The organism is Alphaproteobacteria bacterium (genome assembly GCA_018063245.1).
In the GTDB taxonomy this organism is placed as follows: domain Bacteria; phylum Pseudomonadota; class Alphaproteobacteria; order JAGPBS01; family JAGPBS01; genus JAGPBS01.
Genome location: JAGPBS010000036.1, coordinates 1 through 22941 on the forward strand (window position 1 = coordinate 1; position 22941 = coordinate 22941).

24 protein-coding genes are annotated in these 22941 nt (G+C 39.4%); 20 read left to right on the forward strand and 4 right to left on the reverse strand.

Annotation, left to right across the window (positions count from 1 at the left end; translation table 11 throughout):
• On the reverse strand, positions 1–994 hold a 994-nt coding region (locus KBF71_06065; GenBank protein ID MBP9877877.1), incomplete at its 3' end, for a DEAD/DEAH box helicase.
• A 78-nt stretch (positions 995–1072) separates the two neighbouring features.
• Entirely contained in the window at positions 1073–1291 is a 219-nt protein-coding gene (locus KBF71_06070; protein ID MBP9877878.1) for a cold-shock protein, read from the reverse strand.
• A 466-nt stretch (positions 1292–1757) separates the two neighbouring features.
• Between KBF71_06070 and coxB the strand changes: the two genes are divergently transcribed.
• The 17 genes from coxB to KBF71_06155 all read left to right on the forward strand — a co-directional run bounded on the left by coxB (position 1758) and on the right by KBF71_06155 (position 16425).
• Complete coding sequence (coxB, locus tag KBF71_06075; GenBank protein ID MBP9877879.1) at positions 1758–2573, forward strand: cytochrome c oxidase subunit II; 816 nt, start codon at positions 1758–1760, stop codon at positions 2571–2573.
• 56 nt (positions 2574–2629) lie between these two features.
• Entirely contained in the window at positions 2630–4228 is a 1599-nt protein-coding gene (gene ctaD / locus KBF71_06080) for a cytochrome c oxidase subunit I (GenBank protein ID MBP9877880.1), read from the forward strand.
• Positions 4229–4434: 206 nt separating this feature from the next.
• Entirely contained in the window at positions 4435–5331 is an 897-nt protein-coding gene (locus KBF71_06085) for a heme o synthase (protein ID MBP9877881.1), read from the forward strand.
• Between the two features lie 12 nt (positions 5332–5343).
• Positions 5344–5499 (forward strand): hypothetical protein, encoded by a 156-nt coding sequence (locus KBF71_06090; protein MBP9877882.1) that lies wholly within the window; start codon positions 5344–5346, stop codon positions 5497–5499.
• A gap of 51 nt (positions 5500–5550) precedes the next feature.
• Positions 5551–6153, forward strand: a complete 603-nt coding sequence (locus tag KBF71_06095; protein MBP9877883.1) for a cytochrome c oxidase assembly protein — start codon at positions 5551–5553, stop codon at positions 6151–6153.
• Positions 6154–6291: 138 nt separating this feature from the next.
• Positions 6292–7185, forward strand: a complete 894-nt coding sequence (locus KBF71_06100; protein MBP9877884.1) for a DUF1849 family protein — start codon at positions 6292–6294, stop codon at positions 7183–7185.
• Between the two features lie 107 nt (positions 7186–7292).
• Positions 7293–7700, forward strand: a complete 408-nt coding sequence (locus tag KBF71_06105; GenBank protein ID MBP9877885.1) for a response regulator — start codon at positions 7293–7295, stop codon at positions 7698–7700.
• Between the two features lie 69 nt (positions 7701–7769).
• Positions 7770–9161, forward strand: a complete 1392-nt coding sequence (locus tag KBF71_06110; protein ID MBP9877886.1) for a PleD family two-component system response regulator — start codon at positions 7770–7772, stop codon at positions 9159–9161.
• An 85-nt stretch (positions 9162–9246) separates the two neighbouring features.
• Positions 9247–10164, forward strand: a complete 918-nt coding sequence (locus KBF71_06115; GenBank protein MBP9877887.1) for a S49 family peptidase — start codon at positions 9247–9249, stop codon at positions 10162–10164.
• The gene (locus KBF71_06120) at positions 10164–10847 is read left to right on the forward strand and encodes a site-2 protease family protein (GenBank protein ID MBP9877888.1); all 684 of its coding nucleotides are present in this window, start codon (positions 10164–10166) and stop codon (positions 10845–10847) included. Before KBF71_06115 ends, KBF71_06120 begins: the two co-directional genes overlap by 1 nt.
• A gap of 32 nt (positions 10848–10879) precedes the next feature.
• On the forward strand, positions 10880–11092 hold the full coding sequence (gene tatA / locus KBF71_06125) for a twin-arginine translocase TatA/TatE family subunit (GenBank protein ID MBP9877889.1): 213 nt from the start codon (positions 10880–10882) through the stop codon (positions 11090–11092).
• Complete coding sequence (locus tag KBF71_06130; GenBank protein MBP9877890.1) at positions 11093–11461, forward strand: twin-arginine translocase TatA/TatE family subunit; 369 nt, start codon at positions 11093–11095, stop codon at positions 11459–11461.
• A complete protein-coding gene (tatC, locus tag KBF71_06135; GenBank protein MBP9877891.1) occupies positions 11451–12224 on the forward strand; it encodes a twin-arginine translocase subunit TatC in 774 nt (257 codons plus the stop codon). Before KBF71_06130 ends, tatC begins: the two co-directional genes overlap by 11 nt.
• Before the next feature lie 74 nt (positions 12225–12298).
• Positions 12299–13642: a glutamate--tRNA ligase gene (locus tag KBF71_06140; protein MBP9877892.1), complete on the forward strand. Its 1344-nt coding sequence runs from the start codon at positions 12299–12301 to the stop codon at positions 13640–13642.
• Between the two features lie 11 nt (positions 13643–13653).
• On the forward strand, positions 13654–15045 hold the full coding sequence (gene cysS, locus KBF71_06145; protein ID MBP9877893.1) for a cysteine--tRNA ligase: 1392 nt from the start codon (positions 13654–13656) through the stop codon (positions 15043–15045).
• Positions 15046–15057: 12 nt separating this feature from the next.
• On the forward strand, positions 15058–15843 hold the full coding sequence (locus tag KBF71_06150) for an RNA methyltransferase (GenBank protein ID MBP9877894.1): 786 nt from the start codon (positions 15058–15060) through the stop codon (positions 15841–15843).
• Positions 15844–15894: 51 nt separating this feature from the next.
• Positions 15895–16425 (forward strand): hypothetical protein, encoded by a 531-nt coding sequence (locus tag KBF71_06155; protein MBP9877895.1) that lies wholly within the window; start codon positions 15895–15897, stop codon positions 16423–16425.
• A 110-nt stretch (positions 16426–16535) separates the two neighbouring features.
• On the opposite strand, the gene KBF71_06160 is transcribed toward KBF71_06155, so the two are convergent.
• Both KBF71_06160 and KBF71_06165 read right to left on the reverse strand, forming a co-directional pair.
• Positions 16536–17369 carry a phosphatidylcholine/phosphatidylserine synthase gene (locus tag KBF71_06160; protein ID MBP9877896.1) on the reverse strand — a complete coding sequence of 278 codons (834 nt, stop codon included), beginning with the start codon at positions 17367–17369 and terminating at the stop codon, positions 16536–16538.
• A gap of 26 nt (positions 17370–17395) precedes the next feature.
• Complete coding sequence (locus tag KBF71_06165) at positions 17396–18088, reverse strand: phosphatidylserine decarboxylase (GenBank protein ID MBP9877897.1); 693 nt, start codon at positions 18086–18088, stop codon at positions 17396–17398.
• Positions 18089–18248: 160 nt separating this feature from the next.
• Between KBF71_06165 and putA the strand changes: the two genes are divergently transcribed.
• The 3 genes from putA to KBF71_06180 all read left to right on the forward strand — a co-directional run bounded on the left by putA (position 18249) and on the right by KBF71_06180 (position 22645).
• Complete coding sequence (putA, locus tag KBF71_06170) at positions 18249–21383, forward strand: bifunctional proline dehydrogenase/L-glutamate gamma-semialdehyde dehydrogenase PutA (GenBank protein ID MBP9877898.1); 3135 nt, start codon at positions 18249–18251, stop codon at positions 21381–21383.
• Positions 21376–21756: a peptide-methionine (R)-S-oxide reductase MsrB gene (msrB, locus tag KBF71_06175; protein ID MBP9877899.1), complete on the forward strand. Its 381-nt coding sequence runs from the start codon at positions 21376–21378 to the stop codon at positions 21754–21756. The genes putA and msrB overlap by 8 nt, the downstream gene beginning before the upstream one ends.
• Positions 21757–21829: 73 nt before the next feature.
• A complete protein-coding gene (locus KBF71_06180; GenBank protein MBP9877900.1) occupies positions 21830–22645 on the forward strand; it encodes a hypothetical protein in 816 nt (271 codons plus the stop codon).
• The last annotated feature ends 296 nt before the right edge of the window (positions 22646–22941 follow it).

A 22941-nucleotide genomic window follows, 5' to 3' on the forward strand; every position in this document is an offset into this window, starting at 1 on the left:
GTGCTGTACGGCCGATTCTGTGGATGTAGTCTTCAGGGCATTGTGGGAGATCATAGTTGATCACATGTTCAATGTGTGGAATATCAAGGCCACGTGCTGCAACGTCAGTTGCAATCAGAACGCGGTACTTTTGTGCTCTGAAATCACGAATCACACGATCACGTTGTCTTTGACGCAAGTCTCCGTGAAGAGCTGCTGTTTCAAAACCTTCGCGCTCAAGTCTTTCAGCGAGTTCATCAGCCATTCTTTTTGTATTTACAAAAACAATGATTGAGCCTTCGCGTTTAGAGAGTTCATCTTTCAAATGACCATATTTCTGTGGTTGCTTGACATGAACGATATCTTGCTTGATGTTTTCTGCAGTGCTTCTTGTGCAGCCGACAGTGATGCGCTCAGGCTTGTTCAAATATCTTTGCGCAATCTTTTCGATCTTTGGTGTCATTGTTGCTGAAAACATAAATGTTTGACGAGATTCTGGTAAAAACTCAACGATTTCGTCAAGCTGTACACCAAAGCCCATGTCGAGCATTCTGTCAACTTCATCAAGAACCAAGAAGTGTGTTTGGTCTAAATGCAAACTGCCACGACGCAAGTGATCGTTAATACGACCTGGCGTTCCCACAACAATGCGGGGAGAGCGTCTGAGTTCAGAGAATTGTTTTGCCATCGGATCGCCACCGATGAGCAGAACAGTATAGAATTTTTTCAAATTCTTGACCAGTTGGCGAATGACAACATTCACCTGTACAGCTAATTCACGCGTTGGCGTTAAAATCAAAGCTGTTGCTTCTGGATTTGCGATAAGTTGTGAAACAAGAGCAATACCGAATGCACCTGTTTTCCCTGTTCCGGTTCTGGCTGAACCAAGAATGTCTCTACCAGCAAGAGCGAGTGGGATAGATTGTTGTTGTATTTCTGTAGGCGCCACATAACCCATTGCTTCAATAGAAGCTAATAACTCGTCAGGGAGCCCAAATGATTGGAAATCACTCATTAATTAAATTCCTCAAAAAAAGATAGAAAAAGAGACAGAAGTTGTCTGTCTCTTTTCAGAAACGATAATATATCGTGTTTACGCTGAAACAACTGAAATGTTAACAGCTGCAGTTCTTCCACGACTTTCTTCTAGATCAAACTCCAAAACTTGTCCTTCGTCTAAAGAACGCATTCCAGCTTGATTAACAGCAGTAATGTGAACAAATACATCTTTTCCGCTTTGGTCTGCAGGTTGGATAAATCCGTAACCTTTTTTAGAATTGAACCATTTAACGGTACCTTTATGTCTTTGCATAGTCTTTTCTCCTTTAAAAACCTTAATTCTAAGGTTTGTATTAATCGAGATTGATTAACCTTAATCAATCTCTAGCCATTGGCGCCAAACTCTTAACCAAAAGCTAAGAAATTACAGTCCTTGAAGGAGAATTTCTGCCTTAAACGAAAAGTAATGTTGCTCAACATTCTTTTGAATCTCACGATACAACTTCAGATAAACAACCATAGGCAACCAGCATAAATGCCAAGCTCGCGATTATATTAACTGTGAATTCATTAAAAAGCAATAGAAATCAACTAAATTTATATTTTTATTTCAAAATAAGTAAAAAAAAGCCTTTACAAGGAGATAAATGTCAGAAAAAATGCTTTGAGCGAAAAAAAGAAAAAAATATTTCAATAAAACTTAACTTTCCTGTAACATGATGATAAAAGTAAAACCAGAGTAAAGTACATCCATAAGAAGAAAGAAAAAGGATTTAACAATGAATAAACGACTATTAGGTTTCATACAGGCGTTCTCTTTTATCATAGCTGGCCTTATGCCAACCTCTTTCGCGATTGCAGCTCACCCTGTTCCTTATCAAGTCTATTTTCAAGATGCTGTAACACCTGTTATGCATCAGCTCGTTGACTTCCACGATTTATTACTTATCATTATTACAGCGATTTCTGCATTTGTTTTATTGTTGCTTGTTTATGTGATGGTTCGTTATAACGAAAAAATGAATCCTGTTCCATCAAAAACAACACACAATACAATCATTGAAGTGATTTGGACAGCTGTTCCTGTGATGATTTTGCTTTTTATTGCCTTTCCATCTATTAAATTACTTTATTACATGGATAGCGCGATTGAAGGTGAAATGACAGTCAAAGTGACAGGCAACCAGTGGTATTGGACATACGCTTACCCTGATCATGATAATTTTGAGTTTGAAAGTCGCATGATTCAAGAGCAAGATCTCAAGCCAGGCCACATCAGATTGCTTGAGGTTGATAATCGTTTAGTTTTACCAACCAATACAAAGATTAAATTTATTGTGACAGCTTCAGATGTTTTGCATTCATGGGCGATGCCAGCTTTTGGTGTTAAGCGTGATGCGGTTCCTGGTCGTTTGAATGAAACATGGGCGCAAATTGACAAAGAAGGTGTTTATTATGGTCAATGCTCTGAGATTTGTGGTAAAGATCATGGATTCATGCCGATTGCAGTTCAAGCTGTTCCAAAAGATCAATTTGATGCTTGGATGAAAAAAGTCAAAGATAAAGGCGATTATCAAGAGTTTAAAGCTTTATAATTGAAAACGATGATATTTCATCATTCAGAATGTAAATAAGAAAAAGGAAAACAATAATGACGACAGCAAATCACGTAGGCGCTCATGATGATCATCACGATCACAAGCCCTCATTTTTTAAGAGATGGTTTTGTTCAACAAACCATAAGGATATTGGAACGCTTTATATTATTTTCGCGATTGCTGCTGGATTGATTGGGGGCGCTTTCTCTCTTATCATGAGGATGGAGCTTGAAAATCCTGGTCTGCAATTTGTGCGTGATGGTCAAATGTGGAATGTGATCATTACAGCGCATGGTTTGATCATGGTTTTCTTTATGGTGATGCCAGCCATGATTGGTGGATTTGGTAACTGGTTTGTGCCCATTATGATTGGTGCGCCAGATATGGCCTTTCCGCGGTTGAATAACATTAGCTTTTGGCTCTTGGTTCCATCTTTGGCTTTGCTTGTTGGATCAGCTTTTGTTGATGGCGGAGCAGGGACGGGATGGACGATCTATCCACCTCTCTCATCAGCTGTTGGGCAGCCTGGAAAATCAGTTGATATGGCGATTTTTTCTCTCCATTTAGCTGGTGCTTCATCTGTCTTGGGCGCTTTGAATTTCATTACAACGATTTTCAATATGAGAGCGCCTGGAATGACTTTGCACAAAATGCCTCTATTCGTATGGGCAATGTTGATTACAGCTTTCTTATTGTTGCTTGCGATTCCTGTGCTCGGTGGTGGTATTACAATGCTTTTAACAGATCGTAATTTTGGAACGCACTTTTTTGATCCTGCAGGTGGTGGTGATCCAATTCTTTTCCAACACTTGTTCTGGTTCTTTGGTCACCCTGAAGTTTATATTATGATTTTGCCAGCCTTTGGAATTGTGAGCCAAGTAATTTCAACTTTCTCTAAAAAGCCAATCTTTGGATATTTGGGAATGGCTTATGCGATGGTTTCAATTGGCTTTGTTGGCTTTATTGTATGGGCTCACCATATGTTTACAGTGGGTATGAATGTAAATACAAATGCTTACTTTACGATTGCAACGATGATTATTGCGGTACCGACTGGTATTAAAATCTTTTCATGGATTGCAACCATGTGGGGCGGATCGATTCAATTTAAAACACCGATGTTGTTTGCGATTGGATTTATTTTCATCTTTACATTTGGCGGTGTGACGGGGATTGTTTTATCAAACGGTGGTATGGATATTGCGCTGCATGATACCTATTATGTTGTGGGGCACTTCCACTATGTTCTGAGTATTGGTGCTCTGTTTGGTATTTTTGCTGGAATCTACTACTGGATTGCTAAAATGTCAGGTCGTCAATATCCTGAAGCATTAGGCAAGCTCCATTTCTGGATGACATTTTTGGGTGTGAATATGACCTTCTTCCCGATGCACTTTTTAGGACTTGCAGGCATGCCTAGACGTATTCCAGATTATCCGGATGCTTTCCATTTCTGGAATATGATTGCCTCATATGGTGCTTATCTTTCATTTGCAGCGGCGATCTTGTTTGTTTTTATCATGATCTATACACTTCTGTTCGGAAAGAAAGTTGGTGCAAATTATTGGAATACTGAGGGCAATACACTTGAGTGGACCTTGCCATCACCTCCACCATTCCACCAGTTTGAAACACTGCCTGTTATTAAATAACAGCAAATGACTTAAAGACAGAAATATCTTTAAGTCATTTAACTGAAATAAACTCTTGCGAAGAGAAGGATATTTGCTTATCCTTCTCTTTGTTCTCTTGATAATAATAAAATGACTTTTTTTGGGTAGGACCTTTCTATATGACCACAACCTCACCACTTGATATGAATTTAAAATCATCCGCTTTGCCTTTGAGTCCGGATGGTATGATGCCCATTGAGCGTGAAGCAGGGCCAATGGATTTCTTCTCTCTGTTAAAACCACGGGTCTCTTCATTGGTTGTTTTTACAGCATTTGCAGGTATTATGACAGCGCCTGTTGCGATGCATCCATTGATGATTTTTATTACACTTTTGTGCGTTGCTCTTTCATCAGGTGCTTCAGGTGCGATCAATATGTGGTATGAACATAAGACAGATGCACTGATGGCTCGTACAAAAAAGAGACCGATTCCGATGGGTAAAATATCGCCGGAGGCAGCTCTTGCATTCGGGATCGTTGTGAACATCTTTGCGGTGATGATCATGGGGCTGATGATCCACGCGATGGCAGCCTTTTGGCTTTTGGTGGCGAGCCTGTTTTATATTTTTATTTACACGATTTGGCTCAAAAAGCGGACGCCGCAGAATATCGTCATCGGAGGAGCCGCTGGTGCTTTCCCGCCAATTATCGGCTGGGTTGCTGCAACAGGTCATTTAGATCTATTTCCGTTTTTGATGTTTCTGATTATCTTTTTGTGGACGCCGCCTCATTTTTGGGCTTTGGCTTTATTTCGGAATGAGGATTATACAAAGGCAGGCATTCCCATGTTGCCAGTGACCCATGGGTTTGATGTCACGCGAACACAAATCATCTTCTACACAATCCTAACGATTATTGCTTCATTTTCTCCTGTCTATTTTGGGATGACAGGCTTGTTGTATTTTATTGTTGCGCTTGTATTGAATGCGGCTTTCTTGATATTTGCTATGCGTCTCTATATCAAAAAAGATGAAAGAAGCTCGATACAGCTTTTCACATTCTCAATTTTCTATCTTTTTGCTCTGTTTTTGGGCATTATTTTGGAACATCTATTCACTGTTCCTTCCATCCGCTTCATATAAGGAGACTTATCAATGAATAAAAAAATAAACTCTGACATAGATAAAATTGACCATCCTCCTGTAAGCAGAGCAACGCGTAAAAGAAACTTTGCAATGCTTTGGGGTTTGCTTGCGATGGTTGCTCTTTTTTATGTGGTTGCCATGTTTAAAGTGAGTCAGCATTTTTAATGATGGTTCTTTGTATTTTTGCATTGGACGAATGAACAATAGATTGTATTGATGATGAAATCTCCCTCTCAAAAGAATAATCATAGAGTTTTAATTGCTCTTGTTTTATTGGTTTGTGGGATGATTGGTTTAAGCTTTGCATCTGTGCCTTTGTATCGCATGTTTTGTCAAGCGACAGGCTTTGGAGGAACAACTCAAAAAGCTGAGCTTTTACCAGAGGTGATTTTAGATCGTACGGTTAAGGTACGGTTTAATGCTGATGTTAGCCCCGGGATTCCATGGCGATTTAAGTCAGAAATTCAGCAAATGACTCTAAAGCTTGGTCAAACAGGCCTCATGAATTACAGAGTTGTGAATGAAAGTTCAAGGCCTGTGATTGGAACAGCTGTTTATAATGTGACGCCTGATAAGGCAGGGCTTTATTTTATTAAAGTGCAATGCTTTTGTTTCCAGGAACAGATACTAGAAGCTCATCAAGAAGTTGATATGCCTGTGTTTTTTTATATAGATCCTAAAATGAATGATGATCCTGATATGAAAGATGTGCATGAAATTATACTTTCCTATAGTTTTTTTGAGGCAAATTCAAAGGAATATGAGTCTGCGATTGATCGCTACTATAAAATGATTGAAACAATATCACACCCAAAATAACCAATGTTTTAGTGCGTTATAAGAGGTAAATTTTTTAAATTTAAAATATATTTGTATTTATATAAAATTGTGCTATAATTTTATTATGGATGATTGTTTGGTTCGTTCATAAGTGATTTTTTGAGAAATGAGGTTTGCATGGTTTTTAAAATCTTGAACTTACGACTTAAAAGAAATCGAAAGCTTGCTTTTATGACTTGTTCTGCTCTTTTGTGGGCTATTTTGAGTGCAGGCTCATATCATTTGATAGCAGAGGAAGTTGTTCCTCCTGTACAAGTAGCGCAATCTAGTTTAGCTTCATATCGTGCGCTCTATGATCTTTCAATTGCAAAACCAACGATGGATAGTCCTATTCAAGATATTCGCGGAAAAATGTATTATGAGATCCAAGAAAATTGCGATGGATGGATTATCAAGCAAGACATCATTTCTTATTTGACTGATGACTCAGATGAGCAAAAAGTGTCAAAATCCAATTATACAATCTGGGAATCCAAAGATCATACAAAGCTAAGTTTTCATTTTAGATCTTATTTAAATGATGAGCAATCTGAAGATATTTCTGGTGAAGCAACACTCAGTCCGGATGAAGATAGTGAAAATGTGGTGGTGTTCAAAACGCCAGAAGCTGTTAAATTGACATTGGATAAAAACACGATTTTTCCGATTGCGCAACTAATAAGTATGAGCCGCAATCCAGATCAATTTAATGGTATGCAAGATTATCATTTGTTTGATGGAACCAGTTTTAATGAAGGTGTTATCATGAGTAGTTTTGTCACTCAATTTAAAGAAAAACTTCAATCGCCCCAGCTTGTTGCTTTAAGTTCAGGTGAAAAGCCAAAAAATATTCATATGGCATTCTTTGCGCCCTTAGATTCATCAGATAGATCATCATATGAGATGGATGTTGGAATTGATAGCCATGGTGTACAGCACTATGTATCCGTTATATATCCAGAGTTTTCCCTTGTGTCTAAAATGACAAAATTTGAAAACTTAGATTCAAAAAAAGATAGCTGTGCAATTTAAAAGAATGGTGGGTGTCAACTCTTTATAAAGAGAGACTCAATCATTTTTTAAAGAATCACTGATAGGATACTTTAAAATATAAAGTATATAATCTATTAGGAGATTTCATGACACATATAGTGAATCATTCGGGCGTGCTTGAGACTCTTGGAAGAAAAAAAATCCTTATCGTTGAAGATAATGTTTTTAACTTGAAGCTTTTCAGAGATATTCTGACGCTCAATGGTTATGACGTAACAGGGCACCCAAGAGCTGAGGGAACACTTGAGCTTATTGATGAAATGAACCCTGATCTTATATTGCTTGATATTGGTTTGCCAGATTTGTCAGGGAGAGATCTTGCAAAACAAATAAGACAAGACTCAGATAAATCTAATATTCCTCTTGTTGCAGTGACTGCTTTTGCAATGAAAGAAGATCAAGAGCGTTTTATAGAAGATGGCTTTGATGCATTTTTGACAAAACCAATATCTGTGAAAGGTTTTGTTGAGACAATTAAAGAATTCACAAAATAAATTGAACAAAAATTAAAAAAATTGTTATAATATAGTTATAAGTGGAAATAGGATAAGGGTTGGAAGTATATGTCTGCACGTATTCTTGTTGTTGATGATGTAAAAGCGAATGTAAAGCTTCTTGAAGTGAAGCTTTTAAGGGAGTATTTTAGTGTCATTACGGCAATGGATGGAGCAGAAGCCCTCTCAAAAATTGAAAGTGAATCTCCTGACATTGTTCTTCTTGATGTGATGATGCCTGGGATGGATGGATTTCAAGTCTGTCAAAAAATACGTGCGAATCCTAAAACAGATCACATTCCAGTGATCATGATTACAGCTTTATCAGAGCCTGAAGATCGTGTAAAAGGGTTAGAGGCTGGTGCGGATGACTTTTTAACAAAGCCAATTAATGATGTTGCTCTTTTAGCGCGGGTGAAATCACTGGTTCGGTTAAAAATTTTGATTGATGAATTCAAAACAAGGGCAATCACATCTGAGGATTTAGGTGTTGTGTCAGGGTCCCAAAAAGATGTTGTTCAAACATATCAAAATGCGCGTATCTTGCTTTTGAACGACATGAGTTATGATGCTGAACGATTGACCAAAATTCTTCAAAAAGATCACCATGTTGTGATTCATCACCAAAAAATACTCAGCTTTGATGAGAATATTGTGAAGGGTGATTTTGATTTGGCAATTATTGATTTAAATTTGTCAACGCAAGATGGTCTGCGCATTGTTTCTGAAATTCGGAATCATGAGAAAACACGTAATTTACCAATTTTATTGATTGGCGAAGAGGCTGATTTTGAACGCGTGTTGAAAGGCCTTGAGATAGGGGCCTTGGATTATGTTTTGCGCCCGATTGATGACAGTGAGCTTCTCGCCAGAGCCAGAACACAAATTAAGCGAAAAAGATATCAAGAGCGTTTAAAGCAAAGTTATCATGATAGTTTGAATTTGGCGCTGACAGATAGTTTGACTGGTGTGTACAATCGTCGGTATGTTGATGCGCACTTGCCAAAGCTGATTGCAAAAGCGCTACAAGAAAACAAGCATTTGTCTGTTTTGATGTTTGATATTGATCATTTTAAAAAAATCAACGACACCTACGGACATATTGTTGGGGATGAGATTTTAAAACAGGTGACAAGCCGCGTGAATGGTATTGTCCGTGGGTCTGATTTTCTGGCACGTCTAGGTGGTGAAGAGTTTCTAGTTGTTTTGCCTGATACAGATTTGAAGACATCGAGCGGTATTGGAGAACGACTTTTGACCGTTGTCTCTGAAAATCAGTTTGATGTGAAGGAGCTTACTGTGCCTATCCCTGTGACAATTAGTGTTGGGATGGCTCATATTGATGCAGAACAATGCGCAACAATGTCATGCTTATTAAAAAATGCTGATGATGCTCTTTATAAAGCAAAAGAAAATGGACGCAATCGTCTGATTGATCACGACAAGACCGCAGCTGCTTGATATACCAATCCTGCTTTTTTGTAGATTCTTCTAGGTTTTTTCTGGAAGTATGGTATTTTATAAGAAATTTAAAAGGAGCAGATTCATGGCAGTGAAAGCAAAAAAAACATCAAAGTCATCCGATAAAGAAAAAAAAATCAAGCGCAGTTTTTTTTCATTCTCTTGGCTCACAAAGTGGCGTAAGAAAAAAGCTTTTGTGAATGTTGTTCACCTTCATGGCGCTATAGGGCAGGGATCGGCTTTTAAATCTGGACTTACGATTGAATCGATGGCCAATCTGCTTGATCAAGCTTTTGACTGTAAAAAAGCAAAAGCGGTTGCTTTGGTGATTAATTGCCCAGGAGGCTCGCCTGTGCAGTCTTCCTTTATTGGCAAAAGAATACGTGATTTGGCAGCTGAGCATAAAAAGCCTGTTTTTGCTTTCGTTGAAGATGTTGCGGCTTCAGGCGGATATTGGCTTGCTTGCAGTGCTGACGAAATTTATGCCGATGCAAGTTCAATTATTGGATCAATCGGTGTTATTTCTTATGGATTTGGCTTTCCAGAGCTGCTTAAAAAACATGGTGTTGAAAGACGTGTTTATACGTCAGGTAAAAGTAAATCAACGCTTGACCCATTTAAGCCAGAGAAAAAAGAAGATATTGCGAAATTGAAGCAGTTACAGGAAATTGTTCATCAGAACTTTATTGCTTGGATCAAAAGCAGAAGAGGTGATGCTCTTAAGAAGAGTGATGATTTTCTTTTCAATGGCGATTTCTGGGTTGCTGAAATGGCGCAGAGCTATGGTTTGATCGATGGCATTGGAGATATTAAATCTGTGATGCAAGAAAAATATGGCAAGAAGATTCAGTTCCATGTTGTGAGAACAGAAGGACCTTGGTGGAGAAAAAAAGCACAATTAGGCGTTCATGAAAATATGGAAGACATTGTGAGTTCAATGACTGATGCTGTGATTGCACGTGTGGAAAATTATATTGAGCAGTCGCCGATGAGGTTCAAATAATGGATCAGATGGTTCTGTATAATATTTCAGTATGGGCATTGCCTGTGCTTTTCGCAATTACGTTGCATGAGGCAGCTCACGGATATGCGGCTTTTAAATTAGGAGATCCAACCGCTTATGTTTTAGGGCGTATTTCACTGAACCCGCTGAGACACGTTGATTTTTTTGGGACCATACTTGTTCCTTTATTCTTGGCTTTCACCCATTCTCCTTTTTTGTTTGGATGGGCAAAGCCTGTTCCTGTTGATGCGCGCAAATTTAAAAAACCCCGTGAGCAAATGGCATTAGTCGCGATTGCAGGGCCTGGGGTGAATATCATTCTTGCGATTATTTCAGCCCTTATGATGCGTGTTTTGCATGTGATGGATGGGGCTTTTGCCAATTGGCTCATGATCAATTTTAAAAACTCTCTGATTATTAATGTGATATTGGCCGTGTTCAATATGCTGCCTATTTTACCATTGGATGGTGGGCGTGTGATTAATGGCCTGCTGCCTAGAGAGCTTGCCAATCGTTATGAACAAACTGAGTCATACGGTTTTTTTCTGGTGATTTTTTTGCTCTTGATCTTGCCAATGATTGGCGGTGCTTTTGGCGTGAATTTAAACTTTGTAGGTGCTTATATTCAAACAGTGAGTGCATTCATTATTGATTTGATTGCCATTTTGACAGGTCAGAGTTAAGATGGATAAAACATCTAGAAAAAGGAGATAAAATGAGTATCGGTATTTGGCAAGTGATTTTGGTTTTGTGTATCGTTATGATCCTCTTTGGTGCAGGGAAATTACCAAAAGTGATGGGTGATTTTGCGAAAGGTATTAAAGCATTCAAAAAAGGCCTTCATGAAGATGATGAAGATGATTCAAAGATTATACCTATTGAATCCAGACCTCAAAAATCGAAGAAGACAGCGAAAAAGGCATCATAAGTGTTCTCCGTCGGATGGTCAGAACTTTTTCTTATTTTTATTGTGGCTCTCTTTTTGTTAGGGCCCAAAGAACTTCCTGTTGCTCTTAGATATTGCATGAAAGTTTTCAGGTATTTTTCTAAATTATTCAGTGGGTTGAAGGGAGATATTCAGAAGTTTGTTGACGAGGCTGATCCTGAAAAACCAGTTTCATTTAAAGAGTTAGTGGTCTCTGATATTAAGCGTGAAGAGCTTGGTGATTTTGCGCAGTATTATGACTGGGATGAGAATGGCAAGATGATTGTTAAGTCAGATGATCTGGCTGCCGTTGCCAAACCAAAGGTGAAAAAAGCAAAGCGCATCAATCAGGAGATATCTCATGACGGATGATGGCATTGGATCTATTGGTGCGAAAATTTGGCCACATATTATTGAATTGCGTCAAAGATTTATCTATTGCGTTTTTGCTTTTTTGATTGTTTTTGTTGCCTGTTATCTCTATGCAGCTAAGATTTATGGATTTTTGGTAAAGCCTTTAGCTGATATTATGAGTCAGAGTCCAGGCGATGCCCGTAAAATGATCTATACGGGTCTAACAGAAGCCTTTTTTACTTACGTAAAGGTTTCCTTTTGGGCGGCTTTTTTCATTTGTTTTCCTTTCTTTTTGATTCAAATCTGGCTCTTTATTGCCCCAGGGCTCTATAAGGATGAGCGAAAAGAAATTCTGCCTTTTCTCATTGTAACACCCCTTTTGTTTATATGCGGCGGGGCTTTTGTTTATTATTTCATTTTCCCGATGGCATGGTCATTCTTTTTGAGTTTTGAAACGCCTCAGATGACAATACAAAGCGCAGTTCCAATCATGCTTGAGGCAAAAGTGAGTGAGTATCTTTCTTTGGTAATGACGTTGATTTTGGCCTTTGGATTCAGTTTTGAATTGCCTGTCATCCTTGTTCTTTTAATGCGCATTGGTATTTTAGACGTGAGTTCTTTGATTAAGATGCGCCGCTATGCCATTGTTTTAATTTTCATAATTGCTGCCATTTTAACCCCACCGGATATTATTAGCCAGATTGCTTTGGCGATTCCTTTACTCTTTTTGTACGAAGTCTCAATTGTGATTGGAAAGCTCCAGGCAAAAAAGCAAAGATGAATTGATTTTTGACATCAGTTTCTGCTACATTCGTAAGACTCAGAGATAAAATCCATAAATAGATTGGAAAGAAAATGACAACACATGTTCGATTTGCCCCAAGTCCAACCGGAAAGCTTCATGTTGGCAATGCGCGTACAGCCATTTTAACCTGGCTTTTTGCGCGTAAAACCAAAGGGCATTTTTTGCTCAGGATTGATGATACGGATGTTGAACGTTCATCAGAAGAGAATACATCCTTGATTCAAAAAGATTTAACGTGGCTTGGAATGAATTGGGATTCAACATTTAAACAGTCAGATCGGATGGATCATTATACAAAAGCTCTTGAAAAGCTAAAAGAATCTGGCCGTGCTTATGCCTGTTATGAAACAGCTGATGAGCTTGCTCTGAAAAGAAAAGTGCAATTGAATCGGGGTTTGCCGCCTGTTTATGATAGAGAAGCCCTCACTTTGTCGGCTGAACAAATTGCTCAATATGAGAAAGAAGGCAGAAAACCTCACTGGCGTTTTAAGTTGGTGCCAGGATTGATTACCTGGAATGATCATGTGAGAGGTCCGCAGCAGTTTGATGCAAAGGATATTTCTGATCCTGTTTTGGTGCGTGAAGATGGCCGTGTTCTCTATACTTTATCATCTGTTGTTGATGATTGCGAATGTGAAATTACCCATATTTTGCGCGGAGAAGATCACGTCACCAATACAGCCACACAGATTCAACTTTTTGAAGCTTTGGGCGGGAAAGTGCCAGAATTTGGCCATATGCCCCTGATTTCTGATAAAGAAGGAAAAGGTCTTTCAAAGCGTCTTGGGAGCATGTCAATTGAATCATTACGTGAAGAAGAAGGTATTGAACCACTTGCCATTTTATCATTTCTTGCAAAATTAGGAACATCGGATGCAATTGAAGTGAAGCCAACACTTGAGCATCTTATTGATGAATTCGATATGGATAAGATTTCACGTGCAACACCGAAGTTTGACCCTGATGAGTTGCTGCGGTTGAATGGTAAGCTTGTGAAAACATTGAGCTATGAATCAGTGAAGCCGCGTCTTATTCAAGATGGATTCGGGGATATACCTGAGGATTTCTGGAATGCGATTGTATCGAATCTTGAACGTGTGAGTGATGTTGAAGAATGGTGGCATATGGCACGGCAAGAGATTGCTCCAGTGATTGAGGATAAAAGTTTCTCAGACTTAGCTGCGAGCCTTTTACCTGCGGAACCATGGGATATCAACACATGGAATCAGTGGGTTGAAGAAATTAAAAAAGTTTCTGATCGTAAAGGAAAAACCTTGTTTATGCCTTTAAGGCAGGCACTTACAGGAAAAGAACATGGTCCTGAACTCAAAAACCTATTACCTTTGATTGGTCGTGAAAAGGCTTTGTTGAGACTTCAAGGCGCGAAAGCTTAGGAGAGGTGCGAATGCCAGATCTATTCCTTCATAATACACTCTCAGGCAAAAGAGAGATATTTGCCCCACTTGACTCTGCGCATATCCGGATGTATGTTTGTGGTCCAACAGTTTATGATTACGCCCATATTGGCAATGCACGTCCTGTTGTTGTGTTTGATGTTCTGTATCGTTTGTTGAAAAAGCTATATCCTACGTCAAAAGTAACTTACGTTCGGAATATTACCGATATCGATGACAAGATTATGGATGCATCGAAAAAAACAGGTAAGCCGATTGCTGAAATTACTCAGCGAACAGCAGAGGCCTATTTTGATGATATGAGCTCATTGAATGCTCTGATGCCTGATATTCAGCCGAGAGCGACTGAATATATTGCGCAAATGATTGCGATGATAGAGGCTCTGATTGACAAGGGGCATGCCTATGAAGCGGAAGGGCATGTTTTATTTGATGTGCCATCCATGCCAAATTATGGGGCGCTTTCAAGGCTTGATCAGGAGCAATTGATTGCAGGCGCTCGTGTTGATGTAGCGCCTTATAAAAAGGATCAATCAGACTTTGTTCTCTGGAAACCAAGTAAGGACGATCAACCAGGATGGGATAGCCCTTGGGGCAGAGGAAGACCAGGCTGGCACATTGAATGCTCAGCCATGTCTCTTGCAACATTAGGCCCAGAATTTGACATCCATGCTGGTGGACAGGATTTAATTTTTCCCCATCATGAGAATGAAATTGCCCAGAGCTGCTGTGCAAATGGGACGTCATTTATGGCGAAATATTGGCTGCATAATGGGTATTTGGTCTTTGATGGTGAAAAAATGTCTAAATCACTGGGCAATATTAAAGTTGTGCATGATTTACGTAAAGAGTGGCCAGGAGAAGTCATCCGTTTTGCATTGTTGTCAGCTCAATATCGTCAGCCACTTGATTTTTCTGGTGAGCTTTTAGAGAGTTCGAAACAGGCGCTCGATCGACTTTACCGAGCTCTGGATGGTGATATGCATGCAGATCTTACGCAAATTGAGGTTGATGATCGATTTGTCTTAGCTTTATGCCATGATCTGAATACACCGCAAGCGATTTCTGTTCTCTTTGAACTTGCCTCTGACATTAATAAGACAGAAGATGCTCAAAAGGCTAAAGATTTAAGGTCAATCTTGAAAGTAAGTGCTGAATTGATTGGGCTTTGCCAAGGTGCTGTTTCTGATTGGCTCATTGCTAAGAAAGCTGTTGCCAAAACAGCTTTGAGGGAAGCTGATATTGAGGTTTTGATGGCGGAGCGTCAGCAAGCCCGTGCAGATAAAAACTTCCAAAGATCTGATGAAATTCGTGATGAGTTGAAAGCACAAGGTGTTGCAATTGAAGACTCATCGTCAGGTGTTCGTTGGTATTACTTATAACAGGATTTTGTCATGTCTGACTTTCCGTTCCTTCAAGACTCTGGCCTTTTGCGTTTTTTACAAGAACGACAGCCTATTATCATTTTGGTTCGCCCACAGATGGGTGAAAATATTGGTGCAACCGCAAGGGCTATGCTCAATTGCGGATTAACGCAGTTAAGACTTGTTGATCCGAGAGATGGATGGCCCAATCCTGCAGCTGTTGCAATGGCATCAGGGGCGGATCTTGTTCTAGATCAACTTGAGTGCTTTGAAACGGTAGAGCAGGCTGTGTCTGATTGTCATCAGATTTATGCTGCAACAGCACGGCTAAGGGATCTTGAAAAAGATATCGTGACACCAAAAACAGCCGTTATTCAAATTGAAAAATCTTTGAAGGTTAAAGAAAAAGTTGCAATTCTTTTTGGCGCTGAAAGAGCAGGCCTATCAAATGAAGAAGTTGCTTTCGCTCATCATATTATGTCTGTTCCCTTAAACCCTGATTTTAAGTCTTTGAATCTGAGTCAATCTGTGTTGATCTTTTGTTATGAGTTTTTCCAGAACATAATAAGAACCTTTAATGAAGATGAATCTGTTTTAAAAATTGTGGAAGGTCAAGAGCCTAAAGCACCCCAAGGCGACATTGATAATTTACTCAAGAGATTGATTGAACAGCTTAATCAACGTGGTTTTTTTGTAACAGAGGCACAAAAACCAACCATGATATTGAATTTAAAGAACATGTTTTACCGTAATCATTTCACCGAACAAGAAGTGAGAACGCTGCATGGAATTATTTCTACCTTAATCAAATCATAATCTTCCTGTGCTGTACTGTTACCAAACAATATAGTCGTAAAGGATATTCACATGAAAAAATCAGTCTTTTTAAGCTTCGTTTCTATTCTATTTGGTGCCCATATCGTTTTTGCGGGTGGGTTGGATGATAATGTCGCAACGTATAAGAATGGTGCAAATGAGGTTATCAAAGCTGTTGTAGATGGTAAGATTACACAACAGAACGCTGATCAATATATGGCTAAAGTGAATAAGTTGATTATTGTAGGTAAAGAGATTGCGGCTGAAGTGATTACTCAAAAACCAGAAGGTAAAAAATTCCTTGAATATGTTGTAAAGAATGGCGATAAAGCGAAAACGGAGTCTCTTGAAGAAATTGATGCTCAATGGCACCGGGGTGACGTTTTTAAAGAGGCAGGTATCGAGCATAATAAGTTTGACCATTATGGTCCTATCATTGCCGCCAAGGATGCTTATATTCAATCTATTTCTTCTTATATCGCATTAAAAAATTATAGACAATCTGGTGATTCTAAAATGCTCGACATCGTTCGTGAAGAATTAGAGGAAGTTGTTGGACAGCTTCAATATGTCAATAAGTGAGTATAATTTGTCTTGTCCTGTCACCCTGAACTTGTTTCAGGGTCTGGAGATGCTGAAATAAATTCAGCATGACGCGTTAGAGTGATTCGACGGCCAGGTGAGTTCACAACCTAAGCCTTCTTCTTTTTGAGAAACCCTTTTCTACCCGCTTTTGGCTTTGCTTTCATTTCACCTTTCGCAATTGCTTTTTTTCTGAGCACTGCGTAATAGCGATATGAAATTGGAAAACTTCCTATATAAAATGCACCTATAATAAGAAGCGTGAGCCAAGTGTTGAGGATTAGGCTTGTAATTAAAAAGACTGCGGCGACAAGCACAAGCAGAATATATCTTTGTGGAACCTTGAAGCCTTTGAAAGAGAAGGTGGGTAATGTTGACACCATAAGGCTTGCCACAAAAACCATCCAGATCGCAATGATGTAGTGATTTTGGAGGATTCTTAAATCTGAAAACTCAATTGATAAGAGGAGCGGCACAAAAGAGAGACAAGCAGCAGCAGGCGCTGGGACGCCTGTGAAGAATGTTGTTGTCGCCCAAGCGGGTGTTTCTGCATCATAGAGCTTAGAATTGAATCTGGCGAGTCTTAGTCCCATGCAAGTTGTGAAAATGAGAACAGCTGTCCAAACAAATTTTCCACCAACATCGAGTGACCAGAAATAATTGATAAGAGCAGGGACAACACCAAAATTCACCATATCTGCTAGTGAATCGAGTTCAGCTCCGAATTTGCTTTGCGCATTTAAAAGACGTGCAAGACGCCCGTCAATACTATCTAGAATACCAGCAGCAAAAATGCAGAGAATGGCTGTTTCCCACTGACCAATCATGGCAAAACGAACTGCCGAGAGACCAATACAAATCGCAAAAATCGTTGTCAAATTTGGCAAAAGCTTATAAAGGGTCATGCCGCCTTGAGTATCTCTTCTTGTATTGTTTTGGTCCATTCTTGATTTATCCTTATATTCCGTTATTAAATCTTGTCTCCGAAGCGAGCAAGCTGTGGTCCTTCTAAGTTTGCGATCACTGTTTCGCCAGCTACCATTTTTTGTCCGATGATAACTTGAGGCTCGATGCCTTCTGGTAAATAGAGATCAGCTCTGCTACCAAAGCGAATGAGTCCGTATCTTTGTCCTGCCAGAACAAAATCACCTTCATCAACATCGCAGATAATGCGGCGAGCAACCCAACCCGCAATCTGAACAAAAGCAATCTCTTTACCGCTTTCGTGTAGAAGTTTAATGGCCATGCGTTCATTATCAGTGCTTGCTTTGTCGAAAGCTGCATTCATAAATTTACCAGGGCGATACGATTTTTTGAGGATTTTTCCTGCGCATGGGGCTCTGTTTACATGAACATCGAATACGTTTAAGAAAACACTCACACATGTCAGGCGATCAGATCCCATTTCGAGTTCTGCTGGTGGCATTACTTTTTCGATTTTGACGACAGTTCCATCAGCAGGACTGATGAGAAAATTTGGATCCTGAGGGACAACACGTGGCGGATCTCTGAAAAAATAAACACACCAAGCTGTGAGAATAAATCCAATCCATCCAAGCTCACCTGCAACGAAGCTTAAAAGAAAGGCAACAATAGCAAAAGCGGCAATAAAAGGGTAACCAGCTGTGTTAATTGGGACGATAACTGTTTGTAGAGCAGACATGAAAGACTCCTATTGATAAAGGTAAAGGTCATTGTTGATATTACTTATACTGGGATTTACATGATTTGACGAGAAAAAAATGATCTTCGTTTCTATTTTCGAAAATCAGCTGTATAATTTCTGAAAAATATAAAAATAAAGGCAGGGTAGGATGCATAAAATGTCATTTCACGAAGACAATACACTTTTGATTCGGGAATCTATTGATCAAGCTTATTTAATGGAAGAAACAGAAGCCCTCAAAAATCTATATCAATATGTGGATTTATCTTCAGCTCAGCGTCTTGAAATTATGACTTACGCCAGAAGTCTCGCTGAAAAAGCGCGTGAAAATGCTCAAAAAGAATCTTCTATGAAAGATTTGATTCATCAATATTCTTTGTCTTCAGAAGAAGGCATTGCTTTAATGTGTGTAGCCGAAGCCTTGCTGCGCATACCGGATAAAGATACTGCCATTCGTCTGATTAAAGACAAAGTTGGCAGTGCTGACTGGCAAAAATATATGGGTGATCATAAAAATATATTTTTAAACGCATCCATATGGGCGTTGTCTCTCACTGGTAAAGTTTTAGGCAGATCTGATGAAGAAAAGACGGGACTCAGCAGCGTGCTGAGTAATTTGGTCAGTCGTTCTGGTGCTCCGATTATTCGTCAAGCGATGGAATTTACCATGAAGCTGATGGGCAAAAATTTTGTCCATGCTGAAACAATTGAAAAGGCTGTTAAAAAGGCAAAAGATCTTGAAAAAGTTGGTTATACCTATTCTTTTGATATGTTAGGTGAGGGGGCTAGAACCTTTGAAGATGCAGATCGCTATTTTGAAACTTATAAAAGAGCAATCCGCCATATTGGCCATATGTCAAAAGGGGAAAGTCTCGTTCATAAAAAAGCAGGGATCTCTGTTAAATTATCAGCTTTGCATCCCAGATATGAAGTTCTGAAAGGTAAGGAAGCTTTAAAAGAGCTCTCAGAACGGTTATTACAACTTGCATTGCTTGCGAAAGAACATCAGATTTCAATCTGTGTGGATGCAGAGGAATCTTATCGCCTCGATATTTCTCTCGACTTGATCGAAGAAGTTTTCTTGCATCCTGATTTAGCTGGGTTTGAAGGCTTTGGACTTGCCGTTCAGGCCTATCAGAAACGTGCTTTTTATTTGATCGATTGGTTAGAAGCTCTGGCAAAAAGGGCAGGGAGAAAAATCTTTGTGCGTCTTGTGAAAGGGGCTTATTGGGATACAGAAATTAAATATGCGCAAATGAAGGGGTTGCCAGATTATCCAGTTTTCACAAGAAAAACAGGAACAGATCTTTCTTATTTTGCTTGTGCAAAGAAGTTATTGAAATTACGTGAGTGGATTTATCCTCAGTTTGCAACGCACAATGCACACACGGTTTCAGGTGTTTTGAGCATGGCAGGTGCAAATCGGACAGGCTTTGAATTTCAGAAATTACATGGCATGGGATCAGAAATTTATGATCAAATCGTAGGCCAGTACCCATGCAGAATCTATGCACCAGTTGGAAATCATGTTGATTTGCTGCCTTACCTCGTGCGTCGTTTGCTTGAAAATGGAGCCAATAGTTCGTTTGTGAATCAGCTGCAGAATAGAGAAGTTAATCTAGAGCGCCTTGTATATGATCCGATACGTGATCAAGAATTGCATCATTTTGCGCGTCATCCTAAAATTGCGTTGCCTAAGGATTTATTTGGATCAGCGCGGCAAAATTCATCAGGATTGCTTTTGGATGATCGTAACTGTTTGCGGCATTTTTTAGAAGATGTTTGCTCTTTTTCAAAACAGGATTACCGCGGTTTCTATTTGATCAAAGGCAAAAGGGTTGAAGGGCGCGAGATTTCAGTTTTTGCACCGCATAATCATGGGAAAAGGCTTGGCTCTGTCATTATGGCTGGTGAGGAAGAAGCAAAATTAGCTTTGGATAATGCTTCGGATGCTTTCCCAAGATGGCGTGCAACATCTGTTGAGTCAAGAGCCTCAATCGTTGAACGAATGGCGGAGCTTCTTGAGTCCAATCGTGCTGAGATCACGGCTCTTTTGATGGAAGAAGGCGGAAAAACGCTTCTGGATGCACATGATGAAATCAGGGAGGCTGTTGATTTCTGCCGTTATTATGCATCTGAAGCACGTAATTTATTTATGGGGCCCCAGATTTTACCGGGTCCAACAGGAGAGGAAAATAAATTCTGGTATGAAGGCAAGGGGATTTTTGTTTGTATTAGTCCTTGGAATTTTCCAGCAGCGATTTTCTTAGGTCAAATCTCTGCTGCTCTTGTAGCTGGAAATACAGTGATTGCAAAGCCAGCTGAGCCAACTTGTCTTTTGGCATCATATTTGATTCAACTCTATTATCAGGCAGGTATTGAAAGAGATGTTCTTCAATTAATTCCAGGAAAAGGATCTGAAATTGGACCAATTCTGCTTCAAGATAGACGCGTTTCTGGCGTTGCATTTACAGGATCAGAAGAAACAGCACGGCGTATCAATATGACACTCGCTGAACGCACAGGGTCAATCGCCACATTCATTGCTGAAACAGGTGGTCAAAATGTCATGTTTGTTGACTCAACAGCTCTTTGTGAGCAGGTTGTTGACGATGTTGTGAGTAGTGCATTCAGGTCAGCAGGTCAGCGCTGTTCTGCTTTACGGATTTTGCTTGTGCAAGAAGATGTTGCGGATAAAATGATCCATATGCTTCAAGGAGCTGCGATGGCTCTAAAGGTTGGTAATCCACTTGATCCATCAACAGATGTTGGTCCTGTCATCAATCAAGCTGCCAAAGAAGAGCTTGAAAAGCATATTCGCGTTTTGAAACAAAAAGCAACGCATCTTTTCTCAACACCTCTTGATGAAGCTTGTGAGAAAGGAACCTTTATTGCGCCTCAAGCCTATGAGGTCCAAGATTTTGCGCTTTTAAAGGAAGAGCATTTCGGCCCTGTTTTGCATGTTCGTCGCTATAAGCCCGAGAATTTAGATGAGCTGATAAAAGAGGTGAATGATTTAGGATTTGGCCTGACTTATGGTGTTCATAGCCGTATTAATCAAACTGTGCGGAAAATTGAAAAAGAGATCGAAGCAGGTAACTGTTATATTAATCGCAATATGATCGGAGCTGTTGTTGGTGTTCAGCCATTTGGTGGACAGAAAGCATCAGGAACCGGTCCAAAAGCGGGTGGTCCTAATTATTTGCACCGGTTTGTGACAGAAAAAGTTTCCTCTAACAATATTGCTGCTATGGGCGGTAATACAACACTGGTGATGCTGCAAGATGAGTGATGATGTCAAAAAAACGCCGGATGAGCTGACTTATCCTGTTTATGAAATTTGTTGGTTAAAGGGAACCGAGCCACCTTTTTCAGGTCAATATAATAAGCATTATGAATCAGGAGTCTACCATTGTGCTTGCTGTGACAACGAGCTTTTTACGTCAGAGACAAAATATGATTCAGGCAGCGGCTGGCCGAGTTTTTGGCAATCAGTTTCAGATGAAGCTGTAAAGCTGAGCAGAGATGTTTCTCATGGCATGATCCGAACGGAAGTGACGTGCGGCAAGTGTGGTGCTCATTTAGGGCATGTGTTTGAAGATGGGCCTCAGCCAACTTTTCAGCGCTTTTGTATCAATTCACTTGCCTTGGTGTTTAAGGGTTGAGAATCAAAATAAAGCTGTTATGATTTATTTAAATGAGTATCTATGTTGTTCAGTTTCAAAAAAGGAAAGAAAAATGATCAAAAGATTTTTTACTGTTATGATATCAACTGTTATGCTTTTCATTCTCAATTTGAGTGCTCAGGCTCAAAGTCTTGATGATTTGTTGCCAATTATTGAGAAAAATTTAAACGAGGCAAAATCTGATTTAGCAAAAAATAGTGTTTCTGAGAAACAAAGTGTCAGTAATTTAATCGCGGGTCTTGATGCGATTTTTAAAGATCTCCAGAGTAATGGTATATCAGAACGTTCAGGGACCGATAGTGAGCTGAGGCCATCTTATGTTGTGATGCAGGGTATTATAGAGCTTTCTTTGGCACAAGCTTTCTCTCAAGGGCTTGTCAAAAAAATAGATGCTTACATTGTGACGCCTCGAATGCCAACGCCTTTAATGCTCCAAAATGGTAAAACATTAAGTGAGATTAATCTTTCTGAATCGACAAGTTTTGCTCTATACAGAAACATGATATTGAATACATTTCTATCGGCAGGCGGTAATTTACATGCTGTGTATTCTTCGGATGCTAAAGCCTCGCTTCAAGATCAAGCTGATGGCCTTAACACTTATGCAGCATATTGCAATAAATATCCGCAGACTTTATATGATCATCCAGTTATTACGATTGCAATGAAAGATTTTCCAACTGATGTAACTGGAGCAGTTTATTACTTAGATGATACTCTCATTACAATTGAATCTAAGCAAGTTACTCAGATTGATAACACGAAGCCACAAAGTTGGGTTATTCGATTTGGTGATAAAGCAACAGAAAGAGCTGCACAAGTTAATGCTTTTTTTAAAGCGAATGGTGCACAAAATTTGGCGCGATAATAAGAGATGCTTATTATGCTTGTTATAACTCAATTTGTTGAGCTTTAATTTGCTTTGTCGAAATTGTTTTCAATACTGTTCACTTAACTGCCCTTGTCATTCCTGCGAAGGCAGGAATCCAGTTAAAATAATAACTTATACCTATTCCTGTTGAGAAATTTTCTGGACCCCCGCCTTCGTGTATAGTTCCGCATGAATAGCGAGCGCTTCGCAAGGGGCTTTATATTGTAGACAATGTAGCCGGGTTTTGTTGTAATTGTCAACAAATGTCATTAGGAATGCGTTTCTTTCTTGAT

Bases quoted from the DNA above. Each gene is read 5' to 3' on its own strand.
- tatA (MBP9877889.1), top strand. From the start codon at position 10,880: ATGAGTATCGGTATTTGGCAAGTGATTTTGGTTTTGTGTATCGTTATG.
- KBF71_06115 (MBP9877887.1), top strand. From the start codon at position 9,247: ATGGCAGTGAAAGCAAAAAAAACATCAAAGTCATCCGATAAAGAAAAA.
- coxB (MBP9877879.1), top strand. From the start codon at position 1,758: ATGAATAAACGACTATTAGGTTTCATACAGGCGTTCTCTTTTATCATA.
- KBF71_06085 (MBP9877881.1), top strand. From the start codon at position 4,435: ATGATGCCCATTGAGCGTGAAGCAGGGCCAATGGATTTCTTCTCTCTG.
- KBF71_06105 (MBP9877885.1), top strand. From the start codon at position 7,293: ATGACACATATAGTGAATCATTCGGGCGTGCTTGAGACTCTTGGAAGA.
- KBF71_06150 (MBP9877894.1), top strand. From the start codon at position 15,058: ATGTCTGACTTTCCGTTCCTTCAAGACTCTGGCCTTTTGCGTTTTTTA.
- KBF71_06090 (MBP9877882.1), top strand. From the start codon at position 5,344: ATGAATAAAAAAATAAACTCTGACATAGATAAAATTGACCATCCTCCT.
- tatC (MBP9877891.1), top strand. From the start codon at position 11,451: ATGACGGATGATGGCATTGGATCTATTGGTGCGAAAATTTGGCCACAT.
- KBF71_06155 (MBP9877895.1), top strand. From the start codon at position 15,895: ATGAAAAAATCAGTCTTTTTAAGCTTCGTTTCTATTCTATTTGGTGCC.
- KBF71_06140 (MBP9877892.1), top strand. From the start codon at position 12,299: ATGACAACACATGTTCGATTTGCCCCAAGTCCAACCGGAAAGCTTCAT.
- KBF71_06160 (MBP9877896.1), bottom strand. From the start codon at position 17,369: ATGGACCAAAACAATACAAGAAGAGATACTCAAGGCGGCATGACCCTT.
- KBF71_06165 (MBP9877897.1), bottom strand. From the start codon at position 18,088: ATGTCTGCTCTACAAACAGTTATCGTCCCAATTAACACAGCTGGTTAC.
- msrB (MBP9877899.1), top strand. From the start codon at position 21,376: ATGAGTGATGATGTCAAAAAAACGCCGGATGAGCTGACTTATCCTGTT.
- KBF71_06100 (MBP9877884.1), top strand. From the start codon at position 6,292: ATGGTTTTTAAAATCTTGAACTTACGACTTAAAAGAAATCGAAAGCTT.
- KBF71_06120 (MBP9877888.1), top strand. From the start codon at position 10,164: ATGGATCAGATGGTTCTGTATAATATTTCAGTATGGGCATTGCCTGTG.
- KBF71_06180 (MBP9877900.1), top strand. From the start codon at position 21,830: ATGATCAAAAGATTTTTTACTGTTATGATATCAACTGTTATGCTTTTC.
- ctaD (MBP9877880.1), top strand. From the start codon at position 2,630: ATGACGACAGCAAATCACGTAGGCGCTCATGATGATCATCACGATCAC.
- KBF71_06070 (MBP9877878.1), bottom strand. From the start codon at position 1,291: ATGCAAAGACATAAAGGTACCGTTAAATGGTTCAATTCTAAAAAAGGT.
- KBF71_06110 (MBP9877886.1), top strand. From the start codon at position 7,770: ATGTCTGCACGTATTCTTGTTGTTGATGATGTAAAAGCGAATGTAAAG.
- putA (MBP9877898.1), top strand. From the start codon at position 18,249: ATGTCATTTCACGAAGACAATACACTTTTGATTCGGGAATCTATTGAT.
- KBF71_06095 (MBP9877883.1), top strand. From the start codon at position 5,551: ATGATGAAATCTCCCTCTCAAAAGAATAATCATAGAGTTTTAATTGCT.
- cysS (MBP9877893.1), top strand. From the start codon at position 13,654: ATGCCAGATCTATTCCTTCATAATACACTCTCAGGCAAAAGAGAGATA.